Origin of the sequence: Pandoraea sp. NE5, from assembly GCF_024363545.1 — a bacterium.
Classification (GTDB): Bacteria; Pseudomonadota; Gammaproteobacteria; order Burkholderiales; family Burkholderiaceae; genus Pandoraea; species Pandoraea cepalis.
The window spans coordinates 4,259,431-4,276,929 of record NZ_AP025517.1 but is presented as its reverse complement, the minus strand read 5'-3'; the positions used below and the strand labels follow the sequence as shown (position 1 = coordinate 4,276,929).

General features: G+C 65.0%; 10 protein-coding genes. 8 read left to right on the top strand and 2 right to left on the bottom strand.

Annotation, left to right across the window (positions count from 1 at the left end):
• Nucleotides 1-12 precede the first annotated feature (12 nt).
• From PanNE5_RS19365 to PanNE5_RS19350, 4 genes are all read left to right on the top strand, one after another.
• Nucleotides 13-1,086, top strand: a complete 1,074-nt coding sequence (locus PanNE5_RS19365; RefSeq protein ID WP_017234327.1) for an ABC transporter ATP-binding protein — start codon at nucleotides 13-15, stop codon at nucleotides 1,084-1,086.
• A gap of 46 nt (nucleotides 1,087-1,132) precedes the next feature.
• Nucleotides 1,133-2,884, top strand: a complete 1,752-nt coding sequence (locus PanNE5_RS19360; RefSeq protein WP_017234328.1) for an ABC transporter permease subunit — start codon at nucleotides 1,133-1,135, stop codon at nucleotides 2,882-2,884.
• A 17-nt stretch (nucleotides 2,885-2,901) separates the two neighbouring features.
• Nucleotides 2,902-4,536 (top strand): AMP-binding protein, encoded by a 1,635-nt coding sequence (locus PanNE5_RS19355; RefSeq protein ID WP_261938658.1) that lies wholly within the window; start codon nucleotides 2,902-2,904, stop codon nucleotides 4,534-4,536.
• 168 nt (nucleotides 4,537-4,704) lie between these two features.
• Nucleotides 4,705-5,511 carry an IclR family transcriptional regulator gene (locus PanNE5_RS19350; protein WP_240756298.1) on the top strand — a complete coding sequence of 269 codons (807 nt, stop codon included), beginning with the start codon at nucleotides 4,705-4,707 and terminating at the stop codon, nucleotides 5,509-5,511.
• A 7-nt stretch (nucleotides 5,512-5,518) separates the two neighbouring features.
• Here the strand turns inward: PanNE5_RS19350 and PanNE5_RS19345 are convergent, their stop codons facing one another.
• Nucleotides 5,519-7,072 (bottom strand): MDR family MFS transporter, encoded by a 1,554-nt coding sequence (locus PanNE5_RS19345; protein ID WP_017234331.1) that lies wholly within the window; start codon nucleotides 7,070-7,072, stop codon nucleotides 5,519-5,521.
• Nucleotides 7,069-7,563, bottom strand: coding sequence for a MarR family winged helix-turn-helix transcriptional regulator (locus tag PanNE5_RS19340; protein WP_261938657.1), 495 nt, complete (start codon nucleotides 7,561-7,563; stop codon nucleotides 7,069-7,071). The genes PanNE5_RS19345 and PanNE5_RS19340 overlap by 4 nt, the downstream gene beginning before the upstream one ends.
• Before the next feature lie 363 nt (nucleotides 7,564-7,926).
• On the opposite strand from PanNE5_RS19340, the gene PanNE5_RS19335 reads away from it, so the two are divergent.
• The 4 genes from PanNE5_RS19335 (at nucleotide 7,927) to PanNE5_RS19320 (ending at nucleotide 17,247) form a co-directional block, all read left to right on the top strand.
• On the top strand, nucleotides 7,927-8,799 hold the full coding sequence (locus PanNE5_RS19335; protein WP_150563866.1) for an N-acyl amino acid synthase FeeM domain-containing protein: 873 nt from the start codon (nucleotides 7,927-7,929) through the stop codon (nucleotides 8,797-8,799).
• Between the two features lie 218 nt (nucleotides 8,800-9,017).
• Nucleotides 9,018-12,035, top strand: coding sequence for a putative bifunctional diguanylate cyclase/phosphodiesterase (locus tag PanNE5_RS19330; protein ID WP_017234333.1), 3,018 nt, complete (start codon nucleotides 9,018-9,020; stop codon nucleotides 12,033-12,035).
• A 491-nt stretch (nucleotides 12,036-12,526) separates the two neighbouring features.
• Nucleotides 12,527-13,534: a hypothetical protein gene (locus PanNE5_RS19325; RefSeq protein WP_261938656.1), complete on the top strand. Its 1,008-nt coding sequence runs from the start codon at nucleotides 12,527-12,529 to the stop codon at nucleotides 13,532-13,534.
• 119 nt (nucleotides 13,535-13,653) lie between these two features.
• A complete protein-coding gene (locus tag PanNE5_RS19320; protein WP_315973443.1) occupies nucleotides 13,654-17,247 on the top strand; it encodes a DNA translocase FtsK in 3,594 nt (1,197 codons plus the stop codon).
• Nucleotides 17,248-17,499 lie beyond the last annotated feature (252 nt).

Below are 17,499 nucleotides of genomic sequence, written 5' to 3'. Positions count from 1 at the left end.
GAAGAGACGACTATGAGTACCAAACTGGAAACCATCGGTCTTGCCAAGACGTATCGCGAGACCCCCGCGCTCCTGCCGACCGACCTGCGGGTCGCGGCGGGAGAATTTCTGACCTTGCTCGGCCCGTCAGGTTCGGGCAAGACCACGCTGTTGCAGATGATTTCGGGGCTGGTCGAGCCGAGCGCCGGGCAACTGCTCATCGACGGGCGCGACGCCACGCACGAAGCGCCCGGCAAGCGCGGCATCGGGATGGTGTTCCAGAGCTACGCGCTCTTTCCGCACATGACGGTCTGGGACAACGTGGCGTACGGCTTGCGCATGCGCAAGCTGCCGCGCGCCGAACTGGCGCCGGCCGTCGACGCCGCGCTCGCGATGGTCAAGATGCAAGCGTTCGCGCAGCGACTGCCGTCGGAGTTGTCGGGTGGGCAGCAGCAGCGCATTGCGCTTGCCCGTTGCTTCGCGTTCCGTCCCTCGATCATCTTGCTCGACGAACCGCTCGGCGCGCTCGACAAGAAATTGCGCGAGCACATGCAGCTGGAAATCCGGCGTCTGCACCAGGAGTTGGGCGCGACGTTCATCTACGTCACGCACGATCAGGATGAGGCGCTCACGCTGTCCGACCGCATTTGCCTGATGAATCAGGCGCGCATCGAGCAGATCGGTACGCCGACACAGTTGTACGACCGCCCGGCAACGCGCTTCGCGGCGGATTTCCTCGGCCATTCCAATTTGCTCGACGGCGTGGTCGAGCGCATGGACGATGGCCGTGTTGCGCTACGGGTGGGCGAGCGTTGGGTGCCGATCGGCCCGAGTCCCGACTTGCCCGCGGCGGGAGAGGCCAGTCTGCTGGTGCGCCCGGAGGCGGCGCGTCTGACGTCGCCCGAAGACGGCGCGCTCGCCGGCACGATTCGCCAGGTCGTTTTCGTGGGCTCGGATACGCGCGCCATTGTCTCGCTGGGGCACGGGAACGATGGGGCGCAGGGGGCCGACTTCACCGTGCGCTGCCCGCGCGACCTGACGCCGCGCGTCGGTGAGCGCGTTGGACTGGCGTGGGATCACGGCCGTGCGACGCTGCTCACGCGCTGAGCAAATTTCGTCAACGCCCTCGTCATCCGCTTCAGGAGTTTTTGTCATGTGGCTTGTTCAGCGCCTACCTCAGGCGGGGCCTCGTATTGCCTGGCCGCGACAGGTGGCCCGGTGGTTGCCGGCCTTGCCCGCGTTGCTGTTCCTCGTGGTGTTCTTCATCGTGCCGGTCGTCGAGATTCTGCAGGGCGGCCTCTACGATGCCGACGGCGTGCTGTCCGTCGCTCAGTTTGCCCGCATGACGCACTCGGCTGTGTACATCAAAGTGCTGGCTTCGACGTTCTGGATTGCGTTTCTCACCGCCGGGCTTTCTGTCCTGCTCGGTTATCCGGTGGCGTATCTGCTCGCGCGGTTGTCGGCGCGCTCGCGTGAGCGCTGGTTGCTATGGATCGTGCTGCCGTTCTGGACCAGTTATCTCGTCAAGACGTATGCGTGGATGCTGCTGCTCTCGAAGACCGGCCTGCTCACGGTCGTGGCCACGCATCTCGGGCTGATCGATAGCGCGGGCACGCTTGCGCCGTCGCTCACCGGTGTGCTGATCGGCATGGTGCACGCGATGCTGCCACTCGCCGTCATGACGATGTTGCCGATCATGCGCGGCATCAACATGCAACTGGTGCAAGCGGCGCAAACGCTCGGGGCCGACCGCGCGACGGGCTTCTTCACCGTTTTCCTGCCGCTGTCCGGGGCGGGCGCGGCGGCGGCCGGGTTGCTGGTCTTCATCACGAGCCTGGGCTTCTTTATCGTGCCCGCACTGCTTGGCTCGCCGCGCGAATCGATGGTGGCGCAGCTCGTCATCTCGTCGGTACTCGATCTGTTCGACCTGCGCTTTGCCGGCGCGCTCTCGAGCGTGCTGCTGCTGTGCTCGATTGTCGTGTTCTTCGTGTACGACCGCGTCGTGGGGTTATCGTCGCTCGCCGGCGAAGCGCCGGAACGCCGTGCGGGGACCGGTGGGCGCATGTTGCCCATGCTCATCGCCATTGGGCGGCTCGCGGGCAAGGTGTCGCTCTCGGGCGGACGCGCGCGGGCCGGGGGCGGCTTCGGTCTCAAGGCGTACACGGGGGCGGTCGTGTTCGCCCTGGTGTTGCCAATTGCGTTCGTGGTGCCGCTGGCCTTTACCAAGCAGTCGTTCGTGGCGTTTCCCCCGCAACTCTTCACAGTGAAATGGTTTGTGGCGTTCATCGAGTCGAGCGTGTGGCAGGCGGCGTTGCTGCGCTCGCTCGGCGTGGGCTTCGCCACGGCGACGCTTGCCCTCATCCTCGGTTTCGGCGCCAGCCTGGCGCTCGTGCGGCTGCCGTCGCGGTGGCGCAAGCCGCTGTTCGCCATGTTCATCGCACCGTTGATCGTGCCGCGCATCGTGGTCGCCGTCGGCTTGCTGTATTTGTTTGCGCGCTGGGGGCTCGCCGGCACCAATGCCGGTCTGGTCATCGGCCACACGGTGCTTGCGATTCCCTATGTCGTGGTCACGCTTTCGGCGAGCTTCAAGCGCTTCGACTGGCGGCTCGACGATGCCGCCAAGATGCTCGGTGCATCGGCCTTTACCCGCGTGCGCACCGTGTTGCTGCCGTTGCTCGCGGCGAGCCTGGGATCGGCATTCCTGTTCGCCTTCATCGTGTCGTTCGACGACCTGACCATCGCCATCTTCGTGTCTGGCGGCATCAACACCACGCTACCCAAGCAGATGTGGGACGACATCCAGTTGGCCGTCACGCCGACGCTGGCTGCCGTGGCGACCTCGCTGGTGTTTCTGATGGTGTTCATCGTCTGGCTGTCGTCGATCTTTAAACGCAAGCGCTATTGATATCTGCGGAACTCTGTATGTCCATGTCCAACGTTGCCCGAGTCGCGCCGGTGAATGCGCAGACGTTTTCTTCCGTGCATCCTTATACGAAGTACTTTCCCCAGCGGGCCGAGGGCGACCGGCTCGATGTCGTACCGCTGCTCTTGGCAGGACTCCACGGCACGTCGGCCAAGCCGGTCGTCGTGTTCGAGGGTGAAGCCATCGACCGGGCCCAGATGGCCGCGCGCGTGGGCGCCATGCAGGGCTGGCTTGCCGCGCAAGGCCTCGTGCCGGGCGACCGCGTGGCGGTGATGCTGGGCAACAGTGCGGCGCAGGTGGCGTTGATCTATGCGCTCATGCTTTCCGGTCTGGTGTGGGTGCCCGTCAACACGCGCCTGAAGGGCGACGGTATCGAATACCTGCTCGGCCACGCCAAGCCGACGCTGCTCATTGCCGAACCGACCTTCGCCGACGTGCTCGACGCGGGTGCCACCCTCGCGGCACAGCAGCCGGGGCACCACGGGACACGCGTCGTGCGTCACTGGCTCGCGGACGTCATGACCCAGGCCGCGGCGTACATGGGTAGCGCGCCGGCGGCGGCGGAGCTCACGCCCGCGTCGGTGCTGTGCATCATCTACACGTCGGGCACCACCGGCGCGCCCAAGGGGGTGCTGTTCACGCACCGCATGATGCGCATCGCCAGTGAGGCGGCGCTGCGCGTGGCCGACGCGCACGACGGCGACCGGCTGTTTCTGTGGGAGCCGCTGTGCCATATCGGCGGTGCCCAGATGCTGCTGCTGCCCTTTCTCGCCGATGTCGAGATGCACGTGGTGGAGCGTTTCTCGGCCAGCCGCTTCTGGCAGCAATGCGCCGCTGCGCAGGCCACGCATCTGCACTATCTCGGCGGCATCCTCGACATCCTCATGCAACTGCCGCGCGAGGCCCAGCCGGCGCAGAACTCATTGCGCGTGGCGTGGGGCGCGGGCGTGTCGGCGAGCGCCTGGCAAGCCACACGAGAGCGGCTGCAATGCGCGTTGCGCGAATGCTATGGGATGACGGAGTGCTCGAGCTTCGCCACCCTCAACGACGCGGATGTGCCGGGTGCCATCGGCCACGCCCTGCCGTGGCTGACGCTGGCGTTGCTCGACGACGCGGGACAGCCCGTGCCCGACGGCGAACCCGGTGAGATCGTGCTGTCGAGCGACGTGGAAGGCGTCTTCCTGCCAGGCTATCTCGATAATCCGGAAGCCACGTCGAAGGCGTTGCGCGACGGCAAGCTTTTCACGGGCGACAGTGCGCGGCGTGGCCCCGACGGCAGCCTGGTCTTCATCGGCCGGCGCACGGACAGCATGCGGGTGCGCGGCGAGAACGTGTCGGCCTGGGAAATCGAGCGTGTGTTTGCGCGACACCCGGCGGTGGTGGCCTGTGCCGCCATCGGCGTGGCAAGCGACATCGGGGAGCAGGATGTGATGCTTTACGTCCAGTTCCGCGACGGCCAGACACTGGACTGGACGGTACTCGCGCGATGGGCCGCCGACAAACTCGCCAGCTACCAGCGCCCGCGTTACTATCGCGCCACCGAAGGTTTCGAAACGACGCCTTCGGAGCGCATTCGCAAGCATCTTCTCTCGCGCGATACCTCGCAGGCGTGGGAGGTGACGGTGGCATCGTAACCCGTGAGGGCAGGGCGCTCGTCACCGGCGCGGCGACGATGACGGTAATTCTGGTGTTATCGGTATAAGATAGACTGTTATTTTCATGAGATAATTCGTCCCTGCCTGCCCCATTTCCTCGATATCGTGGCCACCACCAAGACACCCCGCACCCGCGCCAAAGCGGCAATCGCCAGCGAGATAGCTGCTGCTCCCGCCCCATCGACCGAATCCACGCTTTACGTGCAGTCCGTGGAGAAGGCGATGAAGGTACTGACGGCGTTCGACGGGTCGAAGCGCCATCTCTCGCTTTCGGAAATCGCCGCGGCCACGGGGCTGGACATCAGCGCGGCGCAGCGCTTCACCTTTACGCTCTCGGCGTTGGGCTATCTGCTCAAGGACGCGCAGAGCAAGAAGTACGAACTCTCGCCGAAGCTGCTGGACTTCACCTATCACTACCTCGTCTCGAACGAACTCGTGAGCCGCGCCGCTCCGTATCTTCAGCAACTCGCTGCGGAAACCGAGGAGGCGACGAACCTGACGGTGCGGCTCGACACGGACATTGTGTTCGTGCTGCGTATTGTGAGCCGCAGCGTGTTCAATGCGAACGTCATCGTCGGCTCGCGCCTGCCGGCCTATTGCACGGCACCGGGGCTGGCGTTGCTGGCTACGCTCGACGATGCCGAGGTCGACGACATTCTCGCGCGCACGAATCTCGTGCAGTTCACGCCGGCGACCGTGGCGCAGCCGCGCAAGATCAAGGAACGGCTCGCGCGCATTCGCAAGCAGGGATATGCGCACACGGAAGACGAATTCTTCATGGGCGACATTTCGACGGCGGCGGCCGTGGTGAACCAGGACGGCCGGGCCATCGGGGCGATCAACATTGCCGTGCCGCGCGTGCGGTGGAACGCCGAACGCGACGAACGGCGCTTCGCCGACCTCGTGATCCAGACGGCCGGCGCGTTGTCGGCGCGGCGGCGCCAGGAGAGCTGACGCCGCGTCAGTCGGCCGCCACGTGCACGATCTCGTCGTGCTTGTCGATCTCGCCGGGGGCGCGTTTTTTCAGCCGAATGAAGAGCAGCAGCGGCATGACGGCGATCGTGAGTGCCATCATGAGCCGGAAGTCGTCCAGGTAAGCGATCATCGCCGCCTGTCGCGTGACTTCCGCATTCAGGGCGGCCATCGCCGCGGCACCGTACGTCTGCACGTAAGCCTCCACCCCTTGTGTAAACGGCGTAATGCGCTCCGAGAGCACCGCGTGGTTGACCTGCGTGTTCTGGGTGAGCAGCGTCTGCACGACCGAGATACCGATACTGCTGCCGATGTTGCGCGACAGGCTGTAGATGGCGGCGCCGTCCGCGCGTAGCGTGCCGGCGAGCGTGGCAAACGTGACCGTGGTGAGCGGCACGAAGACGAAGCCCAGACCGAAGCCCTGAATGACCCCCGGCCAGACGATGTCCGACGGCCGCAGCGTGAGCGAGTAACCGGCCATCAGATACAGCGAATAGGCGGTCAGTGCGAAGCCGAAACCCAGCAGGTAGCGAACGTCGACCTTGCCGACCAGGCGTCCGACGATCAGCATGGCGGCCATGGTCCCCGCGCCGGAGGGCGCCGTCACCAGCCCGGTGAGAATCGCAGGGTAGCCGAACAGACTTTGCAGCATCGGCGGGAGCAGGGCGCGCGTGGCGTAAAGAATGATGCCGACGACGAAGATGTAGACGACGCCCGTGTTGAAGTTTCGGTCACGCAGCAACGCGCGGTCGAAGAACGAATGCTCGCCGGCCGTCCACGTGTGGACGACGAAGTACGCAAAGCAGATGATGGCGCCGAGCATCTCCAGCCAGATCTCGGTGGCGTTCAGCCAATCCTGCTGTTCCCCGCGATCGAGCAGCAGTTGCAGCAGGCCGATGGCCAGACTGAGGGTGACGAAACCGAGCACATCGAATTTCCCGGCCTTCTGCTCCGGCGGCTCTCTGAGATAAGCGGCAATACCGAGGAACGCGATCAACCCGATGGGCAGGTTGATGTAGAACACCCAGCGCCAGTTGTAGCTGTCGGTAAGCCAGCCGCCGAGTGACGGGCCGAGAATTGGCCCGACCATCACGCCCATGCCGAACACCGCCATCGCCGAGCCGTGCTTGTGCGGCGGGTTGATGTCGAGCATGGTCGCCTGCGACAGCGGCACGAGCGCCGCGCCGCAAATCCCCTGGAACAGCCGTGCGGCCACGATTTCCGTGAGCGAATGCGCCATGCCGCACAAGGCCGAGGCGATCGTGAAGCCGGCGACGGACCACAGGAAGACGCGCCGGCGACCGAAGCGCGCGCAGAGCGTGCCGGTGAGCGGCGTGGCGATGGCGGCCGCCACGATATAGGACGTCAATACCCAGGTGATGGAGTCCTGCGAGGCGGAAAGACTGCCCTGCATGTGGGGGAGTGCCACGTTGGCGATGGTGCTGTCGAGTGTCTGCAACACCGTCGCGAGCATGACGGACAGGCTGACGAGCGCGCGATGCTTGCCCGGATCGTCAGCTGTTTGGGGGGATGCCACGGTCATTCTTTTACTGGATCGTGAGGGTTATCGCGACGCGCCGGTGACGGGCATTCGGCTTCGGCGCGCGTCAGGTTCGTCAGCACCTTGCCCAGTAAGCGCGACAGTTCGGTCCGTTCAGCCGGGGTGAGGTCGGCCAGCGCTTCGCGTTCGGTCGCGTTGGCGAATGCGACGATCATGTCGATCTTGGCCTCCGAGGCCTCCGTCAGATAGAGCCGGTGCGCGCGTTTGTCGTTCGGATCCCGTTCGCGCCGCACGAGTCCCTTGTCCCTGAGCCGGTCCAGCAGTCTCACCAGCGCCATCGGCGTCAACTCCATGCGTTCGGCCAATTCGGCCTGTGTCTGGACCCCATAGCGATGCAACATGACCAGCACGCGGCATTGCGCGCGCGTGAGGTCGAAGTTGCCGCGGGCACGCCGGTCGAACAGGCGCGAATGAACGCGCGCGACGTCATGTACCAGCGTGCCGAAACGGGAAGACCAATCGATTTTCGGCATATCGGAAGGTGCGCCGGGGTCGCCTTCGGGGAGTCCCGGCAAGGTCAATTAGTAAACAGGTTTATCATTTTGCCAGACACTTTCTTCGGACTGCAACTGTCGCAAATAGGTGACACCCATACTCGACGGCCGAAGGCGCTGAAATGTGGTCGGCCGGTTTCGCCCGGTGTGACGAGGGTTCGCGGGCGGTGGGCACAATCCCCGGACAGACGCTGTTGCGCCGCCCGTGAAAATCTGAAAAAGCCAAGAAAAATAAGCACTTGACACTTCGCCTTGGCGGATCAAGAAAGGATATGTGCGATGTATCGGCGAGCACGCCTGTGCATGGCACTCATCCTCTATTGACCTTAAGGAGTATCAATCATGTTTGACCTCGCCCAAGCCTCGGATGTCCTGTCCATCACCCCGACCGACCTGTCGTCCGGTCAGCGCCGTCCCACGTCGTTGCCGGCTGCGGTGCGCGCCCCGGCGGCCGATCTCGATACGATGCGAGAAGAGCGTCTGCCCTTCATCGTCACCATCGCGAGCGACGACGCAGCGTTGCGCGACGCCGTCGCCATGCGTCAGGCCGCCTACGGCCGCCACCTTCCCGATCTGGCCGCCACGTTGAGCGAGCCGGAGCCCAGCGACCGCGAGCCGGGGGCCATCGTGCTCGTGGCGCGCGCGCGGCTCGACGGCGCGGTTCTTGGCACAATGCGTATCCAGACCAACCGTTACCAGCCGTTGCATCTCGAGGATTCGGCGCCGTTGCCCCAGTGGCTGGACAGCGCCGCGTTGGCCGAGGCGACGCGTCTGGGCGTGGTGGCTGGGCCGGCCGGACGTGTCGTCAAGACGGCGCTGTTCAAGGCCTTCTATCAGTATTGCCTGCTGTCCGCGGTCGACTGGATGGTGATTACGGCGCGTCCGCCGCTGCATCGGCAGTATGAAGCCCTGATGTTTATCGACGTGTTCCCGTCGCAAGCCCTGATCCCGATGGCACACGTCGGCGGCATCGGACACCGCGTGCTGGCGCTGGACGTGGCGCAGGCACGCACGCGTTGGCAGGCGGCGGAGCATCCTTTGTTCGCCTATATGTGCCTCACCCATCATCCCGACCTGCGGCTGGGGGTGCCCGGAATGCAGGACGTTGTGCGGGCGTCATCAGGCGAAGCCAGTGTTGGCGCGCATTTGCGGGATTTATCTTTTGGTGGCGACGCGGTACGATGCGGTGCATCAGGCTTCAGCTTGTCGGTGTAATGCCGTTATTCGAACTAACGTTATCCCGTCGCCTGCCGCATTCGGTCTTTTGGGCGATGGCGATAACGCGCAAGGCGGGCAAAAGAGACCTGCCCGTGTCGGCCTGCATCGGGGTCGCACGGGCCAGGGCCGGCCCGGCCGGCAGGGCGTGCCGAGGGGTACGCCTTGCCCGGCGAAGCTCGCGGGGGCGACCAATAAGATAAGGGCTTAAGATTTCTATGGCGGGGGAACTCGGCAACGAGCGTGACGATTACAGCCGCAATTCGACCGATTTCGCCGACGAGTGGGCGGAACGCTCCGGTTCGCGGCGCCGTTGGCGCGTGAGCGCGCGGCTCGACGAGCTTTTTCGTACGATTTCGCTGTACGCCGTTCCCGCCGCCATCATGCTGCTCTCGGGCCTGGTGCTGATGTTCCAGGAGAGCCAGTACGCCGTGCGGGGTGAAACATCGTTGACCTTTCAGGCGAAAGGCGATGTACCCGCGACGTTCGGCCCGCCGATGGTGCAGGGCGTCCTCGAGCGCGCGCCCGCCGTTCGGCAGTTCAGCACGCATCTGTCCGAGGCGCCGGTGTGGTTCCGGGTCACCGTGCCGCCCGTGGGCGCTGCCCAACATACGGTCATCGAATTTCCCTCGCGCCATGCGCAAACGCTGATCTGCTGGCGCAACCCCGACGCCCCGGCCATCGGACGCGCGGACCGCAGCGCCGTGCGCGGGGCGATCCGAATGTCGAAAGCGGGCTTTGCGATCGATCTCGGGCAACTCGTCGCGCCGGTGACACTCCTGTGCGAGGGCACATTCTCCGGGCCGGCGCATCTCACGCTGGTCGCCTGGCCGGCGTCCGAACTGAATGTCTCCGAACGCGAGTTCCATCGCAGCAACGGCTTGCTCGAAGGCGGTCTGTTGACGCTTTCGGCATTCGTGCTCGTCACCGCCATCATCAACAAGGAATGGCTCTACGTCCTGTTCGCGGCGTGGCTGATCGGCAACTTGCGGCTCGCGGCGAACTCGCTCGGGGCCGACACGCAATGGCTGGAACGCGCCATTCCGACCGACCTTGACGCTCTGGTGCGCAAGGCGACATTCGCCATCTACTACGTGCTGACGTATTCACTGTTCACGCAGCTCTTCAAGCGGGAGTTGCGCCGCATCGGCTGGCGGTGGATGGTGATGGTGCTGCAATGGGCCGGCGTGGTGCTCTGCTGCGCGGCCATCGCATTGCCGTATGCGCATTTCATCCCCGTGCTGTGGGTTGTGGCCGCCCTGGGCATCGCCATCGTCCTGGTGCTGCTGACCCGCATTCTCGTGCTGACGCGCTCGCGGGTCGCGATGTGGTACAGCGCGTCGCTGTCGATCGTCCTGTTTGCCACGTTTTCCGAAGTGATCGCCGCCGCGTTCAATGCGCGCGCGTTGGCGACGGCGTTCAACAGCGTGACCGCGGCGCTGTTCTCGAGCCTCATGGCGGCGCTGGCCATTGCCGAGCAGATGCGGGCCGAGCACCAGGGCAAGCTCGAAGCCCAGACCGAACTGCGCAACGCCTACGACGTGACGCCTGTCGGCCTGTTCACCCTCGACGATCAGGGTGTTTTCGTTCGTGGCAACGCGGCGTTGCACACCATGCTGGGCATTCCCAATACCGAAGGGCGAACGTTCCGCTGGGACCAGTACTTCGGCCAGAGCACCTGGCGCATGCTGCTCGATGTCGCGCAGCACAGCGAGGAATCGGAACTCGAAATTCTCTCGCTGCCCCGCGACGACGGCCGCACCAGCCGCTATCTCGTCAAGGCGATTTTCTCCGCAGGACGCATCGAAGGCTCGTTGCAGGACATCACCGAACGGGCTCGCACGATGGAGCAATTGCGCTATCTGGCGGAGAACGACCCGCTCACCGGCGTCTCGAACCGGCGCGGCATCGAAAAGGCGCTGGCCGAGGCCATCCGTACCTTATCCGACGCCAGGCCGGCGGCATTGGCCTATCTGGATCTGGATCGGTTCAAGCTAGTCAACGATCTCTTCGGCCATGCGGCGGGCGATGAGGTGTTGCGCCAGGCATGCGATCGGATGCGAGCACGCTTGTCGACGGATCAGAGCGTGGGGCGCACCGGCGGCGACGAGTTCATCGTGGTGTTTCGCGATGCGACGATCAAGGAGGCGGCCGCCGTGGCGCGCCGTCTGGTCGACGCGATTTGCGGCGAGCCTTATCAGATTGGGGAGCGCGCCTTTCAGGTGCGCGCGTCGGCCGGGGTCATCGAGCTGACCGCCGATATGCGGGTGCCCGACGCGATTTCATCGGCCGACCGCGCCTGTCGCGAGGCCAAGAAGAGTCGCCGGGAGTTGGTGGTCTATGAGCGCGGGGCGGCGGCATTTCGTGAGCGCCTCGCCGAATTGCGGTTGATCGATGCGCTCGACGCCGGACTCACGCCCAACACGCTGTTTCTCGAAATGCAGCCGATCATGGAGATGGCGTCGCCCGGCGAGTCGCTCAACTTCGAGGTGTTGCTGCGCATGCGCGATTCCGACGGCAACATCGTACCGGCCTCGCGTGTCATCAGCGCGGCCGAGGAGAACGGCAGCATCGGCATGATCGATAAATGGGTACTGACGAACACGCTCGCCTGGATCGACCTGAACCGCGACCGTCTCGCAAAAACACGGTTTGTGTGTGTCAATCTGTCGGGGGCGTCGCTCAACGACGAACATTTCATTCGGGACATCTTCACCACGCTGGCGGCCCATGAGCGTGCCGTCGGGTTGCTGTGCATCGAGATCACGGAAACCGTGGCGCTGCACGATCTCGACAATACGCGTCGCTTTGTCGATCGGATTCACCAACTGGGCGGACGCATCGCGCTGGACGACTTCGGTGCGGGCTTCAGTTCTTTCTCATACCTGAAGGATCTGGCGGTCGACGCCATCAAGATCGACGGCGCGTTCGTGAAAAGCATGGCGGCGCATCCGGCCAATCTGGCGATCGTCGAAGCGATTGTGGCGCTGGCGAAGAATCTCGGGATTCGCAGCGTCGCGGAGTGGGTGGAAGACACCGCAACGCTCGAAGCCTTGTCGGAACTGGGGGTCGACTATGTTCAGGGCTTTCTGATTGCGCGCCCGCAAACGCCCGAGGCTATCCTGGCCGCCGACTCGGCCGTCAGTTTCGTTCGCGATCCCCAACTGGCATCTTTGCTGCTCGAGTTGGGGGATGCGTTCTACCCGCGTCATCGCAGCAACTCGGCATTGCACTGATTCGATTCTCCCGACGCGACGCTTCGACAGTCCGTCGGCGAGGTGCGTCCGTTAGCCGATAAAAGTCGCATCAGTCGACGATTTGTCGTGCGAATTATCCGTATTTTTCGCAATACTGTATTGCCCACGCGATTCCCGCCCGGCACTCGATCCGCGGTGCCCAATATGCCGGAAACCCCCATGAATCGGGCGTTTCCGCGTCAAGTCATTTTTTTCGGGGCGTCATCAAAACGTAACCCGAAGTAAGAATTCCAATTGGAATAAATCTTGTCCCCGGTAAAGGCCGGGTGGCAGAATCAACGCATCGACGTGGTGGAGCGCATCCTCCATGCGCCGGTGAACCGTATCCGTGTGTGGGGCATGACGCGGAATGCAAAGCGGCGCATCGGCGTTCGGCAAATGACAGGCACGCGATATGCAACGGGGTTAGGAACGCGCACATTCACGAGATGCGCGCGGCGCAACCGTAGGACCTAGCCAGAACAACGACAATGATCTCGACGCTTCTCAAACTCGTCTACCGCTACAGCCATACAGCGAAGTGGCGGCACAACGAACGCCTCTGGCCGCACGCGCGCATCGAGCGCGATGCCATGGGAGCCATCGAGCGCTTTACGTGGCGCTCGCGCCGGGTGCCACTCGTTCGGCGCGCCGAATTGCAGCGCCTGCGCCGCTTGCCGTGCCACATCATCGCCAGCGGCCCATCGGTTGCCGATATCGATTACGAAGCGCTGCCGATGCATCACGTCATGGGCGTGAATGGGGCCATCGCGCTGACCGACCACGCGCCGGTCAAATTCAATTTCTACTGCATTCTCGACGCCGGTTTCGTGCGTCAGCGTCCGGATCTGGCGCGCCGCGTCGTGGCGCGCGATCTGGTGTTGTTCGTCACGCCGGTCGTGCTCGCCCGTCTGCTGGACACGTTCCCGGCGTCGGCGTTCGGGTGCCGCTTCTATCTTGTAGACGATATTTTCAAGCGCGGGATGGAGGCGGCCAGGACGCCCGAAGCGCTGCGCGCGAACCCGCAGGTCGCGGCAAGCGCTGCGTTCCAGGGCGAGCAGGGCCGCCTCGGGTACAGCTTCGATCTCGACCATGGCTTCTTCCACGGTGGCACCGTCGCGTATTTTGCACTCCAGGTGGCGACGTGGCTGGGCTTCACCGAGGTGTATCTGCATGGGGTCGACTTGCGCGACGCCGCGCAGACGCCACGGTTCTACGAGACCCTGCAAACGCGTGCGCCGACGCGGTTGGACGTGGAGTTCTCCAGCCTGATCGAGCCGTCGTTCCGCCACGCGTCGGCGGTCTTGCGCGCACGCGGTGTGCGCGTCGAGAACCTGTCGCAAGCGAGCGCGCTGGGGGACGACATCTTCGCCAAAGTCGACTGGCGCGCGCTGCGTCGCCGGAACCTGAGTCTGGTCGTACCGGACGCGAGCGGCGAGAGCGCCGGTCTCGGCAGCATGCCGACGTGGCGCTCGACCGGCACGCACGGTCGGCCGTAACGTCTGCCACGCGCGGCACCCACGTCAGCCGATGCGCGAAAGTCCTTGCCGAGAGGGCCTCCGCACGGTGGTCTACCTGCTACAATCGCACTCCGGGTTTTCCTGAAGCACGAGCGATTATGGGGTTTGGCTGGTTCGGACTGTCGACGTTTTGGTTGCTGGCGTTGTGCTGGCCTGGCGTGCGGGGTCTGCTTGGCGGTGAGATACGAATCTTCGGCCCCGGCACGCTGCGCATGCTGCTCGGTATACCGCTCGCGATCGGATCGAGTGCCACGCTCGCCGCGCTGACGGGCGGGGAGGGCAACACCGCGGGTGGCAGCGTCGGCCAATCCCTGTCTCACGGCTTGCATGTCGCGTTGGGCGGTACGCTCGCGATTGGCGTGGCCAGCTTCGTCCTGCTCTTTTCCCTTCCGCTGGTCTTCGGCACCACTTGGTGGGGCATGTTCGCGCGCGGCGAATCGTCCGACGACGATATCGAGGCGCCCGGCTACGAATCGCGTTTCGATGGCGCCGCCCGCGAGCCGGCGCGGGGTCTCTCGCACATGTCGTTCGACACGAGTGAGCGTGGTGAGCGTGGCGAGCGTTTCACGCCCACGCTCGGACAAGGGCATCACGATGTCGGTAGCCTGAGGGAAGACCCGGTGCCGCGCCGCCGTGGTCTGGCGGCACAGCCGCGCTGGAAGTTGTCCGACGAGGAGCGCGCGCGGCTCGACGCCATGCGACCGCCGCCGTTGAGGGTGCCGGGTGCGCCGCGCACCGAGCCGTCGTTTGCGAATGGCGCGCGACTTCGTCCGACAGGCAAGGGCGCCTCGGTGGGACGTGCAGGGACCGCCGTGGCTGCCACCGTCGCCTCCGCAGCGACCACGAGGGCGAGCGGGGCTTCCTTATCTGCGGCTTCGGTCAGGACCGCGACATCGGTTGCGTCGACCGCTCCCTCTAGTGTTGCTGCGCCGCTCACGGCAACCAAGGCAGGCATGCCCGCGAAGCCGCCGATGCCCGCCGATCCGCTGAATTCGACGTCGATTTCTGGGGCGACGGGATATCGCCGCCCCGTGGGCGTCGCGCCCGCCCATCTGCGCGGCACGATCGTGCATAGCCCGTTCCGCAAGCCGCAGCTCGGGCTTGAAGAAATGCCGCCACGGGGGGCGCCGCCTGTCCCGTCGTCCCCGGCGGATGCCGGGATGCCGGCGATCGTCGACACGTCGGCCAACGTTGCGGCGTCGGGCGCTGTCGCGCCTCGCCCGGCGGCGCCTGCGATGCGGGGGGCCGCGTCCTGGTCCGCGACCGATGCCGCCTCACCGCTTTGCGCGGCCGTCTCCGCATTTTCGCCCGTCGATTTGTCGGCGAAGGACGTTGACGCACCCGTCTTCGAAGCCTTGCCGCCTGCCCCCACCTCGGAGGTGCTGGCCCAACAAGCGGCCGCGCGTGCCGCCGAACAGGCGCGCGTGCAGGCCTTGGCCGTGCTGCGCGACGAGGCGCAAGCGTTGCTTCGCGACTTGCGTCAATGGACAGCATCCGACACGGCGCAGGCAACTGATGTACCCGCGTTGGCATCGGCGTATCCGGCGACCACCGTCGATCGCCGGGAAAGCGTCGCGGTAGACGAGGAACGCTTGAGCATGGAAGTGGCGAACGTTATCGAACCCGTCGCCATTGCGAAAGCCATGCCGGTGTCGGCCGCGTCCGACCCATCGCCACCGGCCGCCGGGCGCGTCGACATGACCGCTGCGGCGCCGTTCGCACCCGATTCGCCTTCTGCCCCTGCGGCTTCGACGCCACATCGTCCGTTCGTCTTTGCGGATGTGTTGGCCAGCGTCGAAGCTTTCGATGTGCCGAAGGACTTGCCGATCGACGTACCTTTCGATGTGCCACACAACGCCACGCGCGACGAACCGGGCTACCGGGCAGAGGACGCTGCATCCGTAGACGTACCCGACGCGCTGGAGGCCGAAGCGTTAGCGTCGAAGCCGCATTATGTCTTGCGTGCCGACGGCACCTGGGCGCGCGCTGAAGCGTCTCCCCATCCCGGCCATCCGGCCTACGCACCGTTGACGCACGACGACGCCATCTCGTCATCGACGCCCACCATGCCGTCGCCCGCGGCCGCCGTGCCTGCCATTCCGGCGTTCGCCGCGTCACCGCCGTTCGGCATGGCGACGACGGCTGAGCCGCGCGCCGCCAGCTTCTCGGGGAACACCCCCTACGAACTTGCGCCGCCCCGCGTCGTCATCGATTACGACTTGCCGTCGCTCGACCTGCTGTCGCCTGTGACGTCGCTGGATGTCGCCAATGTCGTTTCGGACGAAGCGCTCGCGGCCGTGAGCCAGTTGATCGAGCAGCGTCTGGCCGAATTCAAGGTGCCGGTCACGGTGGTGGGCGCGTCGGCCGGCCCGGTCATCACGCGTTTCGAAGTCGAGCCGGCGGTGGGGGTGCGCGGGGCGCAGGTCGTCGGACTCGTACGGGATCTGGCGCGAGCGCTGGGCGTGACGTCGATCCGCGTGGTCGAGACGATTCCCGGCAAGACCTGCATGGGACTGGAACTGCCCAACGCGCAGCGGCAAATGATTCGCCTGTCTGAAATCCTGACCGCCCCCGTGTTCGACACCCATCGCTCGCACCTTGCGCTCGCCATGGGCAAGGACATCACGGGTGAGCCCGTCGTGGCCGATCTGGCGCGTGCACCGCACCTACTGGTGGCGGGCACGACCGGCTCGGGCAAGTCGGTGGCCGTCAACGCGATGATCCTGTCGTTGCTCTACAAGGCAACCCCGGACGACGTGCGCCTCATCATGATCGATCCGAAGATGTTGGAGCTATCCGTCTACGGTGGCATTCCGCATTTGCTCGCTCCGGTCGTGACCGACATGAAGCAGGCGGCGCATGCCCTGAACTGGTGCGTGGGCGAGATGGAAAAGCGTTACCGGCTGATGTCCGCGCTTGGCGTGCGCAATCTGGCCGGATACAACGAGAAGATCGATGCCGCACGCGCGGCGGGCGACAAGGTGCGCAACCCGTTCTCGCTCACCCCGGACGCACCGGAGCCGCTGGACCGTCTGCCATTCATCGTCGTGGTCATCGACGAGTTGGCGGATCTCATGATGGTGGCGGGCAAGAAGATCGAAGAACTGATCGCACGGCTGGCGCAGAAAGCGCGCGCGGCGGGCATTCACCTGATTCTCGCGACGCAGCGGCCTTCGGTTGACGTCATTACCGGCCTCATCAAGGCGAACATCCCGACGCGGGTGGCCTTTCAGGTGTCGTCGAAGATCGATTCGCGCACGATTCTCGACCAGATGGGCGCGGAATCGTTGCTGGGGCAGGGCGACATGCTGTTCCTGCCGCCGGGCACGGGGTATCCGCAACGTGTGCATGGGGCGTTCGTTGCCGACGACGAGGTGCATCGCGTCGTCCAGCACTGGCAGCAATATGGCGAACCGGACTACGATGAAGCGATCCTCGCGGGCGACCCGAGCGAGGCCGCTTCCGCCGATCTGTTCGGCGAATCGTCGGGCGATGCCGAGGCCGATCCGCTCTACGACGACGCGGCGGCATTCGTGCTGAATTCCCGTCGCGCCTCGATCTCAGCGGTGCAGCGGCAATTGCGTATCGGCTACAACCGCGCCGCCCGTCTCATCGAGCAGATGGAAACGGCTGGACTCGTCAGCCCGATGGGGCGAAACGGCGCGCGCGAAGTGATTGCACCGGGCGAGTAATCGCCATCCCTTACACCTGCCTTACGACCCGCCCTCCGAGTCGAACTCTTTGGCACTCCGTGCCGATCTCAAGACACGCGCCACCCGTGGCGCGTGCCGTCAAACCCCTTGGAAACCCGCGCCAATCGGCGATAGCAGCGCGTATACCCTCGCGAGCGTAGGGGTATTCCCGCCTTTGCGGGCAAAACTCAGCGAACACATAATCGGCGCGCTAGCTTGGTCGTTCAACGCGTGCGGTACGGCATCGCCCTG